19 protein-coding genes and 2 pseudogenes are annotated in these 19,499 nt (G+C 41.3%); 14 read left to right on the top strand and 7 right to left on the bottom strand.

The features are described 5' to 3' along the window. Positions 1–40: 40 nt before the first annotated feature. Positions 41–259 (top strand): AbrB/MazE/SpoVT family DNA-binding domain-containing protein, encoded by a 219-nt coding sequence (locus tag ACQY3F_RS20310; RefSeq protein ID WP_428356878.1) that lies wholly within the window; start codon positions 41–43, stop codon positions 257–259. After that, positions 256–651 (top strand): type II toxin-antitoxin system VapC family toxin, encoded by a 396-nt coding sequence (locus ACQY3F_RS20305; RefSeq protein ID WP_428356877.1) that lies wholly within the window; start codon positions 256–258, stop codon positions 649–651. The genes ACQY3F_RS20310 and ACQY3F_RS20305 overlap by 4 nt, the downstream gene beginning before the upstream one ends. A gap of 210 nt (positions 652–861) precedes the next feature. Here the strand turns inward: ACQY3F_RS20305 and ACQY3F_RS20300 are convergent, their stop codons facing one another. The 5 genes and pseudogenes from ACQY3F_RS20300 to ACQY3F_RS20280 form a co-directional block, all read right to left on the bottom strand. Further along, positions 862–1,140 (bottom strand): hypothetical protein, encoded by a 279-nt coding sequence (locus ACQY3F_RS20300; RefSeq protein WP_428356875.1) that lies wholly within the window; start codon positions 1,138–1,140, stop codon positions 862–864. Positions 1,141–1,311: 171 nt separating this feature from the next. Beyond that, the gene (locus tag ACQY3F_RS20295) at positions 1,312–2,295 is read right to left on the bottom strand and encodes a hypothetical protein (RefSeq protein WP_428356874.1); all 984 of its coding nucleotides are present in this window, start codon (positions 2,293–2,295) and stop codon (positions 1,312–1,314) included. A gap of 14 nt (positions 2,296–2,309) precedes the next feature. Beyond that, complete coding sequence (locus ACQY3F_RS20290) at positions 2,310–3,209, bottom strand: hypothetical protein (protein ID WP_428356873.1); 900 nt, start codon at positions 3,207–3,209, stop codon at positions 2,310–2,312. Between the two features lie 101 nt (positions 3,210–3,310). Next, on the bottom strand, positions 3,311–3,778 hold the full coding sequence (locus ACQY3F_RS20285; RefSeq protein ID WP_428356871.1) for a hypothetical protein: 468 nt from the start codon (positions 3,776–3,778) through the stop codon (positions 3,311–3,313). A gap of 246 nt (positions 3,779–4,024) precedes the next feature. After that, positions 4,025–4,816, bottom strand: a pseudogene (locus tag ACQY3F_RS20280) (IS1380 family transposase); the annotation flags it as partial. A gap of 127 nt (positions 4,817–4,943) precedes the next feature. Between ACQY3F_RS20280 and ACQY3F_RS20275 the strand changes: the two are divergent. Continuing rightward, a pseudogene (locus ACQY3F_RS20275) lies at positions 4,944–5,851 on the top strand (tyrosine-type recombinase/integrase). Beyond that, entirely contained in the window at positions 5,848–6,924 is a 1,077-nt protein-coding gene (locus ACQY3F_RS20270) for an IS91 family transposase (RefSeq protein ID WP_428352924.1), read from the top strand. Before ACQY3F_RS20275 ends, ACQY3F_RS20270 begins: the two are co-directional and overlap by 4 nt. A 210-nt stretch (positions 6,925–7,134) precedes the next feature. On the opposite strand, the gene ACQY3F_RS20265 is transcribed toward ACQY3F_RS20270, so the two are convergent. Together ACQY3F_RS20265 and ACQY3F_RS20260 are read right to left on the bottom strand one after the other, a co-directional pair. Next, on the bottom strand, positions 7,135–7,824 hold the full coding sequence (locus ACQY3F_RS20265) for a transposase (RefSeq protein WP_428353770.1): 690 nt from the start codon (positions 7,822–7,824) through the stop codon (positions 7,135–7,137). A 362-nt stretch (positions 7,825–8,186) separates the two neighbouring features. Then, a protein-coding gene (locus ACQY3F_RS20260) for an IS3 family transposase (RefSeq protein ID WP_428356870.1) occupies positions 8,187–9,760 on the bottom strand; the annotation gives its coding sequence in 2 pieces (ribosomal slippage) (positions 8,187–9,286 and positions 9,286–9,760; 1,575 coding nt in all). Between the two features lie 429 nt (positions 9,761–10,189). Here ACQY3F_RS20260 and ACQY3F_RS20255 point away from each other — a divergent pair. From ACQY3F_RS20255 to ACQY3F_RS20210, 10 genes are all read left to right on the top strand, one after another. Continuing rightward, positions 10,190–10,762: a transposase gene (locus tag ACQY3F_RS20255; RefSeq protein WP_428356869.1), complete on the top strand. Its 573-nt coding sequence runs from the start codon at positions 10,190–10,192 to the stop codon at positions 10,760–10,762. 14 nt (positions 10,763–10,776) lie between these two features. Further along, a complete protein-coding gene (locus ACQY3F_RS20250; RefSeq protein WP_428356867.1) occupies positions 10,777–10,950 on the top strand; it encodes a hypothetical protein in 174 nt (57 codons plus the stop codon). Between the two features lie 125 nt (positions 10,951–11,075). Continuing rightward, positions 11,076–11,252, top strand: coding sequence for a hypothetical protein (locus tag ACQY3F_RS20245; RefSeq protein ID WP_428356865.1), 177 nt, complete (start codon positions 11,076–11,078; stop codon positions 11,250–11,252). Positions 11,253–11,267: 15 nt separating this feature from the next. Further along, the gene (locus ACQY3F_RS20240) at positions 11,268–12,113 is read left to right on the top strand and encodes a transposase (RefSeq protein ID WP_428356864.1); all 846 of its coding nucleotides are present in this window, start codon (positions 11,268–11,270) and stop codon (positions 12,111–12,113) included. Between the two features lie 96 nt (positions 12,114–12,209). After that, on the top strand, positions 12,210–13,349 hold the full coding sequence (locus ACQY3F_RS20235; RefSeq protein ID WP_428356862.1) for an efflux RND transporter periplasmic adaptor subunit: 1,140 nt from the start codon (positions 12,210–12,212) through the stop codon (positions 13,347–13,349). Next, a complete protein-coding gene (locus ACQY3F_RS20230; RefSeq protein WP_428356860.1) occupies positions 13,346–14,005 on the top strand; it encodes an ABC transporter ATP-binding protein in 660 nt (219 codons plus the stop codon). Before ACQY3F_RS20235 ends, ACQY3F_RS20230 begins: the two co-directional genes overlap by 4 nt. Before the next feature lie 123 nt (positions 14,006–14,128). After that, positions 14,129–15,334 (top strand): ABC transporter permease, encoded by a 1,206-nt coding sequence (locus ACQY3F_RS20225; RefSeq protein ID WP_428357756.1) that lies wholly within the window; start codon positions 14,129–14,131, stop codon positions 15,332–15,334. Positions 15,335–15,473: 139 nt separating this feature from the next. Continuing rightward, the gene (locus ACQY3F_RS20220) at positions 15,474–16,673 is read left to right on the top strand and encodes an ABC transporter permease (protein WP_428356858.1); all 1,200 of its coding nucleotides are present in this window, start codon (positions 15,474–15,476) and stop codon (positions 16,671–16,673) included. Positions 16,674–16,946: 273 nt separating this feature from the next. Further along, positions 16,947–18,206 carry a hypothetical protein gene (locus tag ACQY3F_RS20215; RefSeq protein WP_428356857.1) on the top strand — a complete coding sequence of 420 codons (1,260 nt, stop codon included), beginning with the start codon at positions 16,947–16,949 and terminating at the stop codon, positions 18,204–18,206. Further along, on the top strand, positions 18,199–19,470 hold the full coding sequence (locus ACQY3F_RS20210) for a hypothetical protein (protein ID WP_428356856.1): 1,272 nt from the start codon (positions 18,199–18,201) through the stop codon (positions 19,468–19,470). Before ACQY3F_RS20215 ends, ACQY3F_RS20210 begins: the two co-directional genes overlap by 8 nt. Positions 19,471–19,499 lie beyond the last annotated feature (29 nt).

The raw sequence follows: 19,499 nt of genomic DNA, 5'->3' as shown, positions 1-19,499 counted from the left end.
ATATTATCGATATCACTATAGTAAAACCATACTTATATCGATGAGGTTGATTATGAGGGCGGTAACTGTTTCCCCAAAATTTCAGGTCGTTATCCCGAAAGAGGTAAGAGAGTCTATTGGGATAATTTCAGGACAAAAAGTACAAATGCTAACTTACTGTAACCGTATAGAGTTAATTCCCATCAAGCCTATGAGTGAAATGAGAGGCTTTTTAAAAGGTATTGATACGGAAGTACCACGGGAACAAGACCGCGTATGAATGTAGTAGATTCATCAGCCTGGTTATCCTATTTTGCAGGTGATGCCAATGCAGAAGTATTTTCCACTCCGATAGAAAATATTGAAAAATTAATTGTCCCTAGCATTACTATTACCGAAGTTTTTAAATATATTTTACGCCAACGTGGTGAAGGTATGGCTTTGGAAGCTATTGCTCATATGGAGCAAGGGAAAGTTGTATCGCTGGATAGTTCTTTAGCTATTGATGCTACCAAGTATGGTGTTGACTATAAATTACCTCTAGCTGACAGTATTATTTATGCAACTGGTCAAAAATTTAAAGCTGTGATATGGACACAAGATATAGATTTTAAATCGTTAGAAGGTGTTGAATATTACTCCAAAAAACCACATAAATCCATAATTCTATAGTAGACCTTTCCTTGACCTAAGGCGATTAAAAAAATTGGCTGGGATCGTCTGTATTTAAAGGAAATTTGCGGGTGAGGATGAAAACGGAAGCAAAAAATACCCTGTTGCTAAGCTAATCGGTAGTTTACTAGAAATCTCAAAATTCGAGCTAAAACCCTGTCAAGAACTTTTTTAATTATTTACGCTGAGTAGTTACACTTCAGTTTTCTATTATTCCTTACGAAAATTGATTACTTGTCCATTCTGTTCAAATAGTGATCGAAAAGAGTAGGTACTAAAAGAGATAATAAAAAGTACACCAAAAATTTTTATCCATGTTGCACCTTGCTTGCTAAATAAGGAGAGCAGTGCAAAAGGGATTCCTAAAAATGCAAACAAAGACGCAGCATAATCAATAAAACTTAGTAGCAATGAAATTAAAGCCAACAAAATTGAAACCACTCCTGCAAGCGATGCCAGAGGTGGTATTACCTTTTCAAATATTGCCATAATAAATTTCCCCTTATCATTTCAATGTAACTTATGTCTTAATTTTTGACTCTTGAATGCTCTTGAGAAGCAAAGCCAGCCCTCATTTCCATAGTAATATACAAAGAAATACTTTGATTTTTTTGTATGTTATTCACTAATAATTACCCACTCTGAATTTGTTATTTAAAATTAAGGGATAGAATTGGCTAAATTAAAAAAAACTTGTTTGAAAGTATCGTCCACAAGATTTCCAGTATTTAAAGCTTCTAAAATATACTGACGGTCTCCATTTATCCAAGTAAGCATATTCAGGGATTGCTCAGTTGAGCCTTTTTGAACCAAATAATAAGCATAGTTACCATTTACATCAGTATTCATCAGTTCTGGTGTAACACGAGTTTCGCTGTCTTCAGGTAAAAATCGTTCAGTTAACTTAACAACTCCAAGTTCAGAAAATTTATAATAACGTGAAAACTCACCCAATGGTTCTATTTCTTTTTTACCAGACTGAGCCTTTGAAAGTTCGTCATAAACGTCAACGCCCTCTGAAGAGGAATGAAAACCTTTTCCCTCAAGCAATCCTAATTCTGTTTTATGCCCTAAATATTCCCCTTGCTCAAAATCCGACTCCTTAACTGATGTAGGTTCAAATACTAAACTATCATAAACATCTTCTAAAGATTTAGACCCAAGATGTTGAATTGAAATTGCTTCACGTGATATTTTGAGCACAGAATAATCATCTACTTCAATATATCCTTGCTCTCTCATCGTTTCAGATATATTCTGAAATTGTTTTTTAGTTGAGTCTGGTACATCTGTCTGGCTTTCAAGTGGAATTTCAGGAATATAATCATTAGTGTCTCCTGTGAAAGGGTCTTGCTGTGCAACAAATCTTTCAGTTTCAGAGTTATTATTTTTCTTCTGCTGCAAAGAATCTAATTTATTTTGTAACAAAGAAGGTGATCTTATCCTATTGGCACTATTGGCACTATTGTCTTCTGCTTCTGTAAGTGCCTTTTTGGAGGCGTCTCTTCCACCACTCGGACTCTGCTTTTTAAATTTTTCAAACAAATCAAGTTTTGACTCTTTGTTTTGAAAAGCCTGGAGACCAACTAAGCATACTGAAAACAAAATAGTTGATATAGATATTAATTTGATCTTATTTTTCATAGCTATAATAAGAGTTAATCAGTTATTGGATCAGGTAGCGAACGTGCTAACTCAAAAAAATAATTCTTTGCCTCATCGTTAAGCCCTGCATTTCGTTGCATAAACATTGAATACATATTTTTGCCATTTACCCATCTTAAAGTAGTCAGTGTACTTCCATTCGAAGCAACCTCTACTGTATAGTTGGCTAGATTTCCATTGATTGTTTCATTAAGTTGCTCAGGTAATACATGTATGGTCTTGCCAGCGGGACCAGCTTGCTCCTCATTGAGCCTGATGATCCCAAGCTCAGGATCTTCAAAAATATGTTTAATTGCTGACCAACGATCAAAACTTACAGAACCATATGTTTCGCTGGCTAGACGCGGAATATCAGAAAATAATGAATTATCAAAGTCAGTGCCTGAAAAACTTAGATGTTCGTTAACGTTTTGGAGGTCGTCATGATAATTACTTGCTCCACTAGCCTTAAAAAAACCTTTTATTTTTTGAATTAAACTCGCATTTTTATTTAAATCATCTACATACTCGACATTGTAATATCCTCGAGTTTCCATTTGATGATATTTTTCTCTAATGGATTCAACAGTACCCTTTGACATCTCCATTATTTCTGGAGTTGAACTAATCAGTCCACCTCGTTCATAAAAGTTTATACGTCGTAAATCAGAAGGACTTGCACTATCTCCCAATCTATACAACTCCTCAAGCATTTTTTTCTGTGTTTTCTTAAAGAAAGTTTTAGCTTCAGCATATTTATCATTTTTTACTACAAACTTAGTAGGAACAGAAGCTTGTGTTTTTTGAGTTAATTGAATTGGTGCGTTTGCAGTTGAATAAAGTAATAAATATATAATAACTATAACGCCACATGCTACAAGTAAACTTATTACCCAATGATTTCTCAAAAACATTTGTTTCCTCGGTTTTTAAATGATACTGACTCTATGCTCAATGCACTTCATAAGCAGTAGTAGGCGTGCCGTAGAGCACCTACTACTCGTTAAATGACTTTTTAACCAAAAAACTGCGATATTTGCAGGTTACAATCTATTGCTGCCGTCTCGGGTAGTTCCACATACAAACCATTATAAATAATATCAGTATTTCTATCACTTTCCTGAAATGGTCCTCTGTAAAAATGACGTCCAGTAGCACCCCATAATGATTGAGAAGCTATATCCAAATGTGTAGCTGCCGAATGAATGCCAAATGTTTCAAGATCGGATACAGTATGTCTTATAACTCCTAAAGTCCAATGATTACTAAAGGTAGCTATCCCCCAAAACCTCCAATCTTTTGAAGGATTAGAAATTCTCCCATAAAATTCGTATGGATCCCAAGTAACGGATTCATTTCTAGTCTTTCCCAATTGAAAAATATCCTGTGGCAGCGCACAGTTTGCTCTACTGAAGTAAATTCTGTCTTCAGCTTTAACAGTTGAATTTAAAAAGACTCCGGCCCCGATAATATGGGAAAGCAATAAACATTGAACCTAAATCCTGCAAGCCCATATTTTGACTCTCATTAACCTGTCTAGCTAAGTGGTTATTAGGTTTTTACTGCCGCTTTGCCAGCCCTCTTTGTCCAACCGATCAAAATATCCAGATTTAAATCATAAATAGAGGAAATTTTTTGTATCGTATGGATATCCCCCGAGCCCAAGGCAATAAACACCCTGCCAACGTGCCATGACCTTTTAATCAAAGTGACTTAACTTCGGTTAATGTTAAGCGAGTAACCCCACCTTAACCCAATCATCCCATTCCTGTGGATAGAGCGGATCTGCAGGTGTTCTGACTCTCAGCTGATTATTGCCTGTGAGTAATTTTCCAGCCACCCGAATCAGATAAGTACGAAGTGTATCCGGCTCCCATTGGCACAACGTTTTGTTGCCACTCAATTGAGCCATCCAGCGCACGGTATTGTAGGCAAGAACGGCGCAATGAAATAATGCGGCATTAGCCAGAAATTGATTCGTTCTGATTTTACCTAAACCCATTTGTGATTTTGCTTCTTCAATCCATGTTTCGCACGTCGCTCGTTCACCATACTTCTTATGTGTTTGCCAAGGCGATAGAGGTTCAGTTGTTACATAACAAAAATAGTCATATTCTGCCGTATCCCAAAGCTCGGACTGAGGTCCTGTCACTTGTTTAGGTTGCTTTATCCTGACCGCGACAAACTGACGAGAGCGAGACCAGCCACCACAACGATATTGAAACTCGCTCTGCTCCCAACCGGGTCGGCCTTGTATGGCTGTCCAGGCCTGTTTGGCCAGCAATGCGTTCAAATTCTTAAGTTTAACCTTTATTAGATACCCATGCCCTCTGGTATCGAGAAATTCAAGCAAATCACCGACAAAATAACCACTGTCACCGCGAAAAATAATGCGCATCCGATTGGGCAAGTGTGCAAGTAACTGTTTGGTAAATTCTACAACACCATTGCTTGTAAAGGCATTGCCTGTCCGGAACCAGGCTTGTAAAATTTCTTTTGTTTCCGCTAGAAAAGCGAGTTGGACGAAGCCGCTATCGCGGAGAAAAACAGCGCATCCCTTAAATTTAAAGTGTAACCTCATTGCCTGTTATATGCATAACAGGTAACTTGTAAGCTCATCCAACTAACAATAATGAGGTTACACTGTTATGACACCATCGATAGAGCTTAAATTCAACCATTATTATATCCAGCACTGTAAGCATTTAAAGCTTAAGGGACTGCAACCCAAAACCATTGACGCTTATTCACGCGCTATTCGCCGTATCGGGGAACACTTTCAGGGGCATCTGGATAACTTAACGCAAGATCAACTGGTGGATTATTTTCATGCTCTTTTAAGCCGCCTTTCCTGGAGTGCCGTGAAACTAGATCTCTATGGTCTCAAGTTTTTCTATACACATGTGCTACAAAAGCCGTGGGTTGATGTGCTAATGATTAAACCACCACGATGTACGCGTATACCCGATATTGTCACTGTGGTTGAAGCACAACAACTGTTTATGTCGACCCGTAATCTAAGCTATCGAGTTTTTTATTTTACGATTTACAGTCTAGGTTTACGTTTGGGCGAGGGCTTAAGCCTGAAAGTAGGTGATATTGATGCGACACGCATGCGGGTACATATTCGCAATGCCAAAGGCAATAAGGATCGGCTTGTGCCTTTGCCTGTGAATACCTTGAAGGTGTTGCGTAAGTTTTGGGCTGTGCATAAAAATCCAGTGCTGGTATTTCCCAACCGTGCCCGGGGTCTAAAAGGTGCACATCTTGCTGAATCCCCCCTTGATCGCGGTGGCATCCAGAAGACAATCCGTCTTGTGACGCAAGAAATGGGACTAAAAAAAAGATTTCCTGCCACTCGCTGCGCCACAGTTACGCCACTCACCTGTTAGAAGCCGGGGTTGATTTAGTTGAGTTGCAGAAGATTCTGGGCCATACCAGTTTAGTAACCACGGCTCGCTATACGCATTTGACCGATATTACCGATGAGAATGCAGAGCTGCACATTAATCAGTTAGTCAATGACTTTTCTATTCACTGGGGGCAGATTTCATGATAACCCTAGCTGCAGTGATTGATCAATTTCAGTCTGACTTTTTAAGCGAGTATCAATCTCGTTTACGCTCCAATCAGATCAGTGCATTACATGCCATGAAGAGCTGTCGGACACAGCTGAGTCCTGTGATGCAGGTTAACTGTGCAGACTGTGACTATCAAACCTTTGTGCCTCATTCCTGTGGCCAGCGTAACTGCCCGCATTGTCAACATCATGAGAGTCAACAATGGATTGAACGACAGGTACAAAAACAAGTCCCTGCTGATTATTTTATGAATACCTTTACCTTACCTGCGCAGTTAAGGTCGTTAGCCAGGCAGCATCCGCGGTTACTTTACAGTATGATGTTTGACTGTGCCTGGGCGACTTTACAGAGTTTTAGTAAAAATGATAAGCAGTTGCAAGGCGATGCCGGGGCGATTGCTGTCTTACATACACACTCACGCGAATTAAATTATCATCCGCATATTCATGTCATTATGCCTGCGGCAATCGTGGATAAAATCAAGAAGCTCTGGCGCACTAAGGAAGGCAAATACCTGTTTCATCATAAAGCACTAGCAAAAGTATTTCGTGCAAAGATGCTAGCGCGTATGAACGAAGAAAAGTTGCCATTTCCCACAGCTATTCCGGAAAAATGGGTGGTCGATTGTAAGTTTGTCGGTGCAGGCGATAAAGCATTGATATATCTGGGTCGATACCTGTATCGTGGTGTGATTCGTGAACAGGATATCTTATCCTGCCAAAATGGCAAAGTAACCTACCGTTATCAAGACAGCAAAACCAAACGCTATCAAACCAAAACGGTATCGGGGGCTAAATTTCTGTGGCTGGTGCTGCAACATGTTTTGCCTAAAGGCTTTCGTCGTGCGCGCAATTATGGCTTTTTACATCCGAATAGCAAGGGTGTTATTAAGTTGATTCACTCCCTGCTAAAGTTTGACCCGACGAAGATATTGCGTGCACTCAAAGTACGGCCGGCATTCAGTTGCAAATGTTGTGGCGGGGCGATGGTTGTTGGGCGTCGGCAAATACCCAGGGTGGAAATAATGTTTCAGCCTTTGCCAACTTAACAATTGGAATCACTAGCGCTTATGTAAATTTAAACACTTCGACCCAGGCTATCAGCGGATTAAATGCTGAGGGAGTTGCTTGGGCTAAAATCGGAGATTAAGGCAGAATTTTGCTCCGATACTTGGACTTTGAGAGTTGACTGCAATGGACAACGCTCAAAGTTCAGTTAAACAGGTAAAAACAGAGGTTCGATTCATCAGTCGGGCTGATCAACAAAAAGCTATTTTCATAGAGCGCATTAAATGAATTCCTACTATCGTGCCGGGCTTGTCCAACAAACGGTTCAGATTGTGGCTCGCTTCGCGATCACAATCTAACCTTATTCGTTGTGGATGGTATGAACGGGCACCTTTCTTTTTGGGGTTGAAGCCTTTGGCACTTCCTTCTTGTCGACCACAAACGGTGTCCACAGTTGAATCGACATCGACCCACTGGACGGATTGTATGCCAGTTTTCGATTTTCCGGAACGAAGCAATCGCCGCCAGTGTTGACCACGCAAAGTATGCGTGAGCGTTTCAAACTGGCTTATCTGCCTATCACTTACTTCTTTAAAGATCCGTAAAATTGTGGTTTCAACAGGAATCTTTATCCAGCCAGCTACTTTGCGCAGTACGCTATCTGCCCATACGGTCGTCACCTTTGCCATTGATGTTGCTCCCCCCATCATGCCAACCAACGTCAATAGAACCACATCAGATAAGTGATGGTCTGCATTTTCACCCCGCCGATGTGGAACGCTTTGTTTTACGGTTTTTTCAAAACCTATCCTGTCTAAATATTTCACGACGGGAATCAGTCCCGCCTGGCTTGTCAATCCATGTGCTGTAGATGTCATTTTTACCGTTCGGGTACGGTTTCTTACGTGAGATGAGGATTTTGATACTTTAGAGGGCTTCATTAAAACAATGAGATAGTGAAATCAGGAAAATGATATTATATCATTGTTTAATAAGGAGTTTTGTGGATTATTATGTATAATGCTTGCAGGATTTAGGTTGAATTATTTTATTTTTCACTATATTGACTCCGTAAATTTATATTGTGCTAATTGATATTAACCTCAGTTGCGCTATATGTCAACCAACCTGTCGCATTTTTGTGATATAAAACTTGCTACGCAAGTTCATGGGGGCTTTGCCCCCAAACCCCCAAGGTATTTAAGCAAGGGTAATGATATAATATTCTTACAGTACAGGCTGAGGAGCCGATGACTGTCAAGGGTAATGGGCGGCTTATGTCGCCGATTGCTTTACTGTTAACTTAAGCGATATTTTTCAACTGTAATTCGTTTTCTGCCGAGCTGATTTCATCCTTATCAGGATTCAGAAAAACAGTTTTTATAGGGTCTAAATTCCTTGTGTTACGCCCATTCCAGCGCTCAGGATGACATTCCTTCGCTTGCTCGATAACACTCTTTCTCTTCTCTAGAATTGCACTATCTAAGCCCTTATGGCGTTGATTAGGTGTTACATATTTAATCGCACTGTGTTGATGCTCATTGTTATACCAATCTACAAACTGTTCCACCCAGTGCCTTGCTTCGTGTAGGTTGACAAAGGGGGCTTCTGGAAAGGTGTAATGGTATTTGACCGTTTTAAATAGAGACTCCGAATAGGGGTTATCATTACTAACACGTGGCCTGCTGTACGATGGACTGATTTCCAGATCTATCATTTTTGCTCTTAACGTTGCACCTTTCATCGGGCTTCCATTGTCGGAATGAATTACCAACTGGTTTTTATCTATTTTTTCTCGGTAGACAATATCTTCTATTAAATCAGCAGCATGAGAACTTGATTCACAATCATGAGCCTGCCAGCCAACTATTTTTCGGCTATAAATATCCATCACCATATACAAATAATAGTACTGTCCCTTTACCGGGCTTAATAAATAGGTAATATCCCATGAATAGATTTCATTGGCTGCAGTCGCTTTTAGTGACCGGGGTTTCTTGCGCTGAGCTGCTGTCCCTTTACCTCTGTGTTTAAGTAGATTATGCGCCTTCATTACTCGGTAAAATGTTGATTCTGATGCAATATAGTGACCTGAATCTAATAAAGTAGGTACTATTTGATAAGGGGTTAACGTGCTATATTCTGGCAGGTTAATGACCTTTAATATTTCTTGCGTAACGGCCTCTGATAGCTTGTTGTGTGCAGGGGTATCATTATAAATTCTTTGGTCTTCTGATAATTTCTCACCCTGATTCCATCGTTGATAAGTACGGGCAGTAATGCCAACAAGCTCGCAAGCCAGCTGTTGTCTTGCTCCATTTTGTACCGCCTCATTAACGAGTGCACAGTATTGTTTGCGATCTGGGTAGGAGATTAATCGACCTCCGTTTCCCCCCAGATCGCTTGGCACTTTTTTGATAACACCAGTAAAGCCGCCGTTTCAGAGAGAGCTCTGTCCTTACGATTGAGCTCTTTCTGTAGTCGTTTATTTTCTTGTTTGAGTTTTTTTTGTTCCTGCCTGGAGGTAGAATTAGATGCTTGATGTTCTGATAAAAAATCTGATTTCCATTCCTGAACATGATGCGGGTAAATTCCATTTTCTCGGCAGTAAGAGCTAAGATGCTCATCGTTCAGGCCGTGACAGTCCATTACAGCCTCAAGACGTTGTGCTTTAGTCCAGCTCTGTGGGCTTTTTTCAGTTGACATATTTGTTTCAGGATTTTCTAGTTTATTTTCCTTGGCTAATCGGATCCATCTTTGAAGTGTTGAATAACCAATATGTAAATTATCGGCAATATCGTGAAGCGTTTGTTCGTCACGTTTGGATAATGCTTTTTCTACAGATTGTACTTTAAATTCTTGGCTATATATGGCCATTTCTGTCTCCTAATATTAATTTTTACAGGCGACAGGTATGTTGACATAGGGGGGTTGTAAAGCAGCAATAATCAGACCATTTCAGTGATTGTCTTAATTGGGTGGAGTAGGAAAAGTAATTAATTGACTATAAATCACATAATATGGAGGCTTATTGATTGAAAATAATCTTGTTTAAAATAGTTTGTAGAAAAATCTTATTTAAAAATCACCGATTTCTATTTAAAAAATAGGTTATTTGGCACGCTGTTACGTGAAATAATCTAGAATCCAATAGAGTCAAACTGAGGTCCCCCCATTTTAACGAAGAAAAAAAGGAGAAACAGGGTCAGAGAAACAGGAAAGAGCAGAAGAGCATCAGAAGAGTAGAGAAGAGTAGGGTCAGGTCCCGAATTGCGAATTTGCCAATCTTAGAGTATAGTTCAAAACATGGCCAGACCCCTCAGACTTGAATTTCCTAATGCTTTATATCACGTTACCTCCCGGGGCGATCGACGTGAAGATATCTATGATGATGACGAAGATCGAATAATTTTTCTGAATATATTGGGTAAGGTTGTCACAGATTTCAATTGGCTTTGCCACGGCTATTGTTTGATGAGTAACCATTATCATTTAATTATTGAAACGCTGGATAGTAACCTTGCAAAAGGTATGCGCCAGTTAAACGGGGTGTACACACAGGCAACAAACCGTCGACATAATCGGGCGGGTCACTTATTTCAGGGCCGTTACAAAGCAATTCTTGTTGATAAGGAAAGCTATCTTCTTGAACTTTCTCGTTATGTTGTACTGAATCCACTTCGGGCGAAAGGCATGGTACAAAATATTGAAGATTGGCCCTGGAGTAACTATCTAGCGATGATCAATAAAGCACATAAATTTGACTGGTTGACAACGGACTGGATTTTATCTAAATTTGGAGAGAGCAGGCCAAGCGCAGCTATCAGCAATTTGTTCTTGAAGGCGTTGGTCAGAGTATTGATCTATGGTCAGAATTGAAAGGCCAGATATATTTGGGTAATGAAGAGTTTGTGGCGACTATGCAAAACAAAATTGATATAACTCAAGATGATTTGAATATCCCAAAAAAGCAAAAAAGGGCACTTGCAAAACCATTATCAGAGATAGCTCAGCAAGCTGAAGATAGAAATTCAGCGAGTATTTTGATTTACACCCCAGCACAGTGAGTATAATTGTAAGGCGTGCAAGCAATTTGTGATTCACGACCAGACCTTATTTGTTGCTACTTGTTCTTTAAGAGATAAAATAATAATTTTGTTCCTCAAAAAAATAAGGTAGGGAAACAAGGTATATGAACAAAAAACTAATACTATTTTGTGCGCTAATTCTTATTGCCGCTGGCGTAGGTTATTATTTTAGTAAAGGACCTGAGCGTATTAGTGTCACGCAGTATAAAGTTACCAAAGGTGAAGTTAAAGCCAGGAACAAAAAAGGGTCAGGTCCCGAATTGCGAATTTGCCAATCTTAGGGTATAGTTCAAAACATGGCCAGACCTCTCAGACTTGAATTTCCTAATGCTTTATATCACGTTACCTCCCGGGGCGATAGGCGTGAAGATATCTTTGATGATGACGAAGATCGAATAATTTTTCTGAATATACTGGGTAAGGTTGTCACAGATTTCAATTGGCTTTGTCACGGCTATTGTTTGATGAGCAACCATTATCATTTAATTATCGAAACGCTGGATGGTAACCTTGCAAAAGGTATGCGCCAGTTAAACGGGGTGTACACGCAGGCAACAAACCGTCGACATAATCGGACGGGTCACTTATTTCAGGGGCGTTATAAAGCAATTCTTGTTGATAAGGAAAGCTATCTTCTTGAACTTTCTCGTTATGTTGTACTGAATCCACTTCGGGCGAAAGGCATGGTACAAAATATTGATGATTGGCCCTGGAGTAATTATCTAGCGATGATCGATAAAGCACATAAATTTGACTGGTTGACAACGGACTGGATTTTAACTCAATATGGAGAAAGCAGAGAGCAGGCCAAGCGCAGCTATCAGCAATTTGTTCTTGAAGGCGTTGGTCAGAGTATTGATCTATGGTCAGAATTGAAAGGCCAGATATATTTGGGTAATGAAGAGTTTGTGGCGACTATGCAAAACAAAATTGATATAACTCAAGATGATTTGAATATCCCAAAAAAGCAAAAAAGGGCACTTGCAAAACCATTATCAGAGATAGCTCAGCAAGCTGAAGATAGAAATTCAGCGATAACGACAGCCTATGCTACCGGGGAATATAGCCAGCGTGAAATCGGCGAGTATTTTGATTTACACCCTAGTACCGTGGGTATCATTGTAAGGCGCGCAAGCAATTAGTGATTCGCGACCAGACCTTATTTGTTGCTACTTGTTCTTTAAGAGATAAAATAATAATTTTGTTCCTCAAAAAAATAAGGCAGGGAAACAAAGTATATGAACAAAAAACTATTACTACTTTGCACGCTAATTCTTATAGCCGCTAGCTTAGGTTATTATTTTAATAAAGGACCTGAGCGTATTAGTGTTACGCAGTATAAAGTTACCAAAGGTGAAGTTAAAGCCAGTATTGCCAATACGCGTGTGGGTACGGTCAAAGCTTGTCGCCGTGCCTATCTTGCTCCGTCAATTGGGGGTAATGTCGCCGAATTGTATGTTAAAGAAGGTGATAAGGTTAAAAGCCAGCAATTATTATTAAAAGTCTGGAATGATGATTTAACCGCACAATTAAAGTTACGTAAAGCTCAAATAAAAGCCGATAAAGCATCGGCCAAACAAGCCTGTGAGATAGCGCAAGGTTCTGAAAGAGATGCGCACCGTCTGGTTCGTTTGAAAAAATACGACCGGATTATTTCTGAAGAGCAATTAGATCGAGCAGCGACTAAAGCAAGAGCTGCCAGGGCTTCTTGTTTTGCGGCTCAGGCAGCCATTGAAATGGCCAGGGCAAATTTTGTAATGGTCAATACAGCTATCGAGCGTACTTTAATTCGCGCGCCTTTTGATGGTACGGTTGCTGAAATTAATGCGGAATTAGGTGAATATGTCACACCCTCACCCCCTGGAATCCCGACCTTACCTCCGATAGATTTACTTGACCTTAGCTGTCTGTATGTATCAGCGCCGATTGACGAAGTTGATGCTCCGCAGGTAAAAGTCGGCATGAGTGCTTGTGTGACTCTGGACGCTTTTGCAGAAAAACGCTGCTCCGGTACCGTCTCACGTATTGCCCCGTATGTATTGGAAAAAGAAAAGCAAGCGCGTACGGTAGAAGTGGAGGTAAAGCTGAGTGATGCTAAAGATTTACAAGAATTATTGCCTGGCTATAGTGCAGATATAGAGGTGTTATTATCCAGCAAAGCAAATGCCTTGCGTGTGCCTACCGAAGCTGTGCTGGAAAATAATCAGGTATTAGTCATTAGCGCAGATGGCTTGCTGGAACAACGGCAATTTAAGCCTGGCCTGGCTAACTGGAATTTTATCGAGGTAGTGTCCGGCTTGGTTGAAGGCGATGCATTAGTGCTATCGATCGGGCGAGAAGGTGTTGAAGCGGGTGCTTATGTCAGCGTAGAAGAATGATTCAATTAGAAAATATTACGCGTACTTTTCAGGTGGGTGGGCAACAGATCCATGCGCTTAATAATATTAATCTAAGAATTGATAAGGGTGAGTATGTTTCGATTATGGGGCCATCGGGTTCGGGTAAATCGACCCTATTGAATGTAATTGCCTTGCTGGATCAGCCTTCCTCAGGAAAGTATTTCTTGAATGATCAGGATGTGACTCAGTTAGATGATGATCAACTGGCGCGTGTGCGCCGCGAAAATATTGGTTTTGTGTTTCAATTTTTTCATCTGATTCCGAGATTGAGCGCAGCTGAAAATATTGAAATACCGATGGTTTTAGCAGGCATAGCCGTTAAAGAACGTAAGCAGCGAGTCGCCGAAGCACTGGCCGCAGTGAACTTGGAGCAGCGCGCTACCCATAGGCCGAATCAATTATCCGGTGGGCAAATGCAGCGGGTCGCTATTGCCCGGGCGATGATTATGCGCCCGGAAATATTATTAGCCGATGAGCCTACCGGAAATCTGGATAGCAAAACCGGACAGGAAATTATTGCGCTACTGGAGCAGCTAAACCAGCAAAAAGTTACCCTGATTACCATTACTCATGATCAGGCGATAGGTGACCGGGCACAACGCTGCATTCATCTTATGGATGGGCAATTAAAATGAACCTGGGGAAAAGGATTTATCTGCAAAGCGTAGGATGTGCTGAGGCACGAAGCGCATCACTTGAAGTTGACGCGCTTCGTGCCTCAGCACATCCTCGGTATAAAGTTCAGCTTGTTACAAGTCATGACCTTTAGCGATACTGTCAATCAAGCCTTTGCTGCGATTCGTTCGCAACCGGCTCGGGTGCTATTGATTATCATGGCGATGAGTATCGGCATCACCTCAGTCACCGTACTAACTGCTCTGGGCGAAAGTGCCAGGCGCTATATAGTGAATGAATTTCAGGCCTTGGGCACGCATTTAATTATCGTACTACCGGGTCGCAGTGAAACCACGGGTGGACAGCCGCCTATCTTTGGCGAAACACCTAGGGATTTAACTCTGGCCGATGCGCAAGCCTTGTCTGCTAGTCGGCATATCGCAGCAATAGCACCTGTTAGCGTTGGAGCGGCACCCGTATCGATAAAAGGTCTGGAACGGGAAGCAACCATTATTGGCTCTACGGCTGCTTTTCGAGAAGTACGACATTTAAATCTGGCGCAAGGACGGTTCTTGCCAGTAATCGATGTGGATAAAGCGCTTCCGGTTTGCGTTATCGGGCAAAAGATTAAGCATGAAATGTTTTTTCAGCAACAGGCACTGGGACAATGGCTGCGCATTAGTGATCGACGCTATCGAGTTATAGGCGTGTTGGCCTCAGAGGGGCAATCTATCGGTGTGGATTTTGATGATATGGTGATTATTCCTGTTGCCTCTGCGCAAACCTTATTTAACCGCTATTCATTATTCAGAATACTAGTCGAAGCAAAATCAAAACAAAGCATGTATAAGGCCGTTGACGAAATTAGAGAGATTATTAAAGCTCGCCATGATGGCGAAGATGATGTGACTTTGATTACTCAGGACAGTGTGGTCAGCACTTTTGATGATATCCTCGCGGCATTGACCTTAACCGTCGCCAGTATCGCCAGCATTAGCCTGGTAGTCGCGGGCATTCTAGTGATGAATGTGATGTGGGTCAGCGTCACGCAAAGAACCGCTGAAATTGGTTTATTAAAAGCACTGGGTGCTACCCGGCGACAGTTAATCAGCTTGTTTTTAATGGAAGCTGCGCTATTGTCAGTAGCAGGTGCTGTGACCGGGATGTTATTAGGCAAGATAGTGTTACTTGCTCTGCAAACCATTTACCCGGGTTTTCCATTGTTTTTACCCGTTTGGGCTATCTGGGCGGCTTTGGCGGTGGCATTATTAACCGCGCTGATATTTGGTGTATTACCTGCCAGAAAGGCGGCGGGAATGGACCCTGTCGCTGCATTGAATAAACGATGATATTTAAATGCGCACGAAATAACTTAGGCAACTTGGAAGTGGGATCTTTAGTCCCGCATGGAAATGGCGGGACTAAGGATCCCACTTCCATTAATCGTTGTAGATTTTATTTCGTGCATATTACTAGGCAAACTGTATTATGCTTTTTACCGATTTAATAAGTCATTCATATAGAACTGTTATCAGTCATAAACTGCGTTCCAGCTTAACTGCATTAGGCTTGGTTATCGGTATTGCTGCGGTGATAATTTTAACTTCGATCGGGCGTGGGATTCATACCTATGTCTTAGCCGAGTTTACTCAGTTCGGGACAAATTTAGTGGCTGTATTTCCGGGGAAAACTACAACCTTAGGCCTGTCCGGTGCAACAATCAGTACCGTGCGGCCTTTAACAATTGATGATGCACTGGCTATTGCCAAACTAGATAATATTCTTGCTGCATTGCCGTTGGTACAGGGGAATGCGCGTATAGAAGCAGGTAAAAAACAGCGCCGTACGACGGTGCTGGGGGTGGGTGCTTCAGTGCCCGAAGTGTGGAAGTTAAAGGTTGCCAGTGGACGGTTTTTACCTGCGCATGAACAAGCGAACCCTCGCGCCTTTGCCGTGCTGGGGCATAAGCTGGCTGTTGAGCTATTTGCAGGAATTAGTCCATTGGGCCAGCGTATTCGTATCGGCAGTGATCGCTTTCGCGTATTGGGTGTTATGCAGAAAAAAGGTCAGATGATGGGTTTCGATATGGATGATACGATTTTTATTCCTACTGCAAAAGCGCTGGCTTTATTTGATCGTCAGGGTGTTATGGAAATTGATGTTTTATATAAAGGTAATACAGCGGCGAGCAGCATAGAAAAATCGATTACCCGTTTATTGATCACCCGGCATGGTAGTGAAGATTTTAGCCTGATTACTCAGGATCAAATGCTTAAAAGTATGGATTCCATATTAAACATTTTGACTCTTTCGGTTGCTGCTTTGGGAGGGGTTTCACTGCTAGTGGGCTCGGTGGGTATTTTAACCATTATGACTATCGCAGTGTCTGAACGCATTTCTGAAATTGGATTATTACGTGCAGTTGGCGCTGAGCAGAGCACCATTTTTACGTTATTTTTATTTGAAGCGTTGGTGCTGAGTCTGCTAGGTGGATTTATAGGGGGCGGTTTAGGCATTTTAAGCGTACAAATCATTGCTTTAGCAGTGCCTGGTTTGCCGGTGCAGTTAGCCTGGACCTATATTATGGCTGCCTTTGCCGTTTCACTGGTAATAGGTTTGCTGGCTGGAGTTATACCTGCGATGAAAGCGGCACGATTGCAGCCGCTGGAGGCTTTGCGTACCGAGTAAATATGATGAGTTTAAAGCAATAGCCATTTCAGCTATACTTAGCGCGGTCATATAGTGAGCTAATTTTTCTAGTTTTAGATAAGGTGGGAGGTTTGTAAGGGTTAAGTACTGTCATGCCACACTACTCCTTCTTGTTTGAAAGTAATAATAGTGGGCTGGAGACAGAATTTATTTCGCATCTGTAAAACAGAGTTTTGACTCGATACTAAAGAGTGTGATAAAAGTAAAAGCATTTTCGGTCTTTATAAGGCCAGACACAGAAGTTGTTAAGCAATGAGTAGCCCAAAAAAAATAAAAATTAAAGCGGCTGGCGTCGGTTATTTAATTAATCGTATTCAGACATTATTTGTCGGCATGTTAAGAATATGGACGATTCCTATCGTCTTAATGTTAAGTGTTGCCTCAGGCTTTACGACATATTATGGGATGTCGCACTTTATTCTGCCGTGGATTGCCCTGGTAATTACTATTGCAATTCAATCTATCGTGGTCATCTGTACTCTGGAACTGGCTGGTATACACTGGAGTGCAAATCGTACCCGCTATGCTTCAGTGTTGTTTTCCTTGGTGATTGCATTAGTCGCATCGGTGTCTTTTTCTTATTTTAAGTTTTATGAAGTGTCTGAAAAGGACAGCATTCATATACAGCGCCTGAACCATATCAGAACAGATTTAAAATCTTATCTGGATGAGGTTCTGCCGTTTAAAGGTAAATTGCTGGCAGAAAAGCGGGCAGAGCTAGAGTTGGCGTCCAAAGATGTTTCGCAGGCATATTTTGGAACGCACCCTGAAATCGTCTCGGGATATCGGAATCAGGTAGGGAAAGGGCCATTCTGGAAGCGCTATAATGAAATTTACCTGGCTAAAAAACAGGCTTTGAGCGAGCTGGAAATAAAGTTTTCGGCATTGGATGAAAGCGTGCAACAGCTGCAATTCAATCTGGCCAATCTGGACATTGCTACGAATGTTGAAACGGCTTATTACGATGTGCTTAGCAGCTTTCAAAATGTCCAGTTCAAGGTCAATCAGTTGTCCAGTGAGTTTGGGCAGTCCTTGCCGGACCCTCCTATGCTGCTGACCTATAAGCAGTTTATTGAGGATGTAAAGCCGAGCATGGCGATGTGGAATGGCTTTTCATTATTTGCTTTTGGCTGCGCGGCCATGGTTGATTTTTTTACCGTGCTGCTCTCGTATCGCTTGGAATTTACAGCACCCGGTCCTTTAACAGCGGATGAAGAAGAGCTGGTTTTTGAATGCTTACGACAATTCACCCAGTTTCGCATCAACGAAAACGATGAACTGGAAATGATTATCGAGAAAAGCAATATCGAGAAAGCCAGGCGTTACTCGGATTGGTCGCGAATGTTTGCCGTTGGCTTATTGCTAAGTCGGGGGTTTCTGCGAAAAATAGATAAAAGAACCGTTGAGTTTGCACCTAATTTATATCCCTTAATCGCAGCAAAGATGGGGGATAGAATCACTAAATTGCGTGAAGAGGCAAAGCTGGCTAAGCGAGTTGGTGAGCATGTATAATCCAGGCACAGATATAGAGCGGTGGCTAATTGAAGGCGCGGTGGAACATGACCAGGCGCAGGATTCTGAGTTATGGGAAGTTAACTTTGAAGCAGGGCGGCAATTGGTTATTAGGGATTTTGGCCCGTATCATAAAGTGTATTTGCGCCCGGAAAATTTTGTTAAGCGTTTTTATCATACCCTTTATCCTTTATCAGTTGAAGATTGGCGCATCAGTGAACAAATTCAACTGTATGATGAATTTTGCACTATAGATACACAACTGGATATACGTTTTCAGGCAACACTCGAATATGCGCAAAGCCAGTTAGAGAGACTGCCAGAAATTAACCAGCATATAAAAAATACCTACCAAAAATCGATAAGTGACCGAATCCATAAACACTTACTCAGTTTAAAAGATGATGAGTGGGTCCGTTCTGGTCTGGATGATATAGAAAAAGCCATAGCCATCTCGGTGAGTGAAATGCTTATGATAGAAAGTATCGATGCGCAGGCGCGTTGTTCTATTCAGGCCAGTTTTTTAGAATTTCCCGATGTGAAGTTAGGTAAAGAAACGGTTTATCTGAGTGTACTGAAAAAGAGTTATGAGGTATCTGAAGAGCAGAGGGACGAACGCTTTCGTCAGCAGCAGGAGGAACAGCAACAGCGTCTGGTGCATCAGCAAAAACAACTGGGGCAATTTAAACAGGATGCCGAAATAGATCGTCAGAAGCAGGCGCAAGATGCGCAGCAGCAACAGCAATTATTGCTGGACCAGCAGGAGCAACAGCAAGAGCAGTTTATTATAGAGTCGCGTTTGCATGGCGATAAAATTCATCATGATAACTATCTCAATGATATTACTCTGGATGTGCAACTGCAGGCAAAACAGGAACAAGAAAAACGCACTAGAAATGCCGAGCAGAAATCTCAGTCTGAAGAGTTGGGCCATCAGGCTTTGTTAAAAGACCAGAAGTTAAATGCGGATATAGAAAAATTTGAGCAGGAACAGGCGCTTTGGTTAGAGGCTAAAGATAAAGCGCACGTGCTTGAATTAGAAAAAGAGCAACAGCAAAAGAAATTAAGATTTGAAATGGAAACGGCTTATAAAATGCGCGAAGAGAAATTGCAAATGGAACTTCTGAAAGAGAATTATAATAACACCACAAATTCTGATATTTATTTGCGCCGAGAAATAGAGTTACTGGAGTTGGATAAAAAGCGCCTGGAATTACAATTAGCAATTCAGGAAAGCCGTAAAGAGACAGGACAAAGCACATAAAAACTGGGTGAGTTAAGATATAATTGCTC

Origin of the sequence: Methyloprofundus sp. (assembly GCF_965251085.1) — a bacterium.
In the GTDB taxonomy this organism is placed as follows: domain Bacteria; phylum Pseudomonadota; class Gammaproteobacteria; order Methylococcales; family Methylomonadaceae; genus Methyloprofundus.
Note: the sequence above shows the minus strand (reverse complement) of the source record. Positions and strands in the feature narration are given on the sequence as shown.

Coding starts and splice junctions, on each gene's coding strand:
- ACQY3F_RS20300 (WP_428356875.1), bottom strand. CDS start 1,140: ATGGCAATATTTGAAAAGGTAATACCACCTCTGGCATCGCTTGCAGGA.
- ACQY3F_RS20305 (WP_428356877.1), top strand. CDS start 256: ATGAATGTAGTAGATTCATCAGCCTGGTTATCCTATTTTGCAGGTGAT.
- ACQY3F_RS20225 (WP_428357756.1), top strand. CDS start 14,129: ATGACCTTTAGCGATACTGTCAATCAAGCCTTTGCTGCGATTCGTTCG.
- ACQY3F_RS20310 (WP_428356878.1), top strand. CDS start 41: ATGAGGTTGATTATGAGGGCGGTAACTGTTTCCCCAAAATTTCAGGTC.
- ACQY3F_RS20295 (WP_428356874.1), bottom strand. CDS start 2,295: ATGAAAAATAAGATCAAATTAATATCTATATCAACTATTTTGTTTTCA.
- ACQY3F_RS20290 (WP_428356873.1), bottom strand. CDS start 3,209: ATGTTTTTGAGAAATCATTGGGTAATAAGTTTACTTGTAGCATGTGGC.
- ACQY3F_RS20245 (WP_428356865.1), top strand. CDS start 11,076: ATGAACAAAAAACTAATACTATTTTGTGCGCTAATTCTTATTGCCGCT.
- ACQY3F_RS20235 (WP_428356862.1), top strand. CDS start 12,210: ATGAACAAAAAACTATTACTACTTTGCACGCTAATTCTTATAGCCGCT.
- ACQY3F_RS20230 (WP_428356860.1), top strand. CDS start 13,346: ATGATTCAATTAGAAAATATTACGCGTACTTTTCAGGTGGGTGGGCAA.
- ACQY3F_RS20220 (WP_428356858.1), top strand. CDS start 15,474: ATGCTTTTTACCGATTTAATAAGTCATTCATATAGAACTGTTATCAGT.
- ACQY3F_RS20240 (WP_428356864.1), top strand. CDS start 11,268: ATGGCCAGACCTCTCAGACTTGAATTTCCTAATGCTTTATATCACGTT.
- ACQY3F_RS20210 (WP_428356856.1), top strand. CDS start 18,199: ATGTATAATCCAGGCACAGATATAGAGCGGTGGCTAATTGAAGGCGCG.
- ACQY3F_RS20215 (WP_428356857.1), top strand. CDS start 16,947: ATGAGTAGCCCAAAAAAAATAAAAATTAAAGCGGCTGGCGTCGGTTAT.
- ACQY3F_RS20270 (WP_428352924.1), top strand. CDS start 5,848: ATGATAACCCTAGCTGCAGTGATTGATCAATTTCAGTCTGACTTTTTA.
- ACQY3F_RS20265 (WP_428353770.1), bottom strand. CDS start 7,824: ATGAAGCCCTCTAAAGTATCAAAATCCTCATCTCACGTAAGAAACCGT.
- ACQY3F_RS20255 (WP_428356869.1), top strand. CDS start 10,190: ATGGCCAGACCCCTCAGACTTGAATTTCCTAATGCTTTATATCACGTT.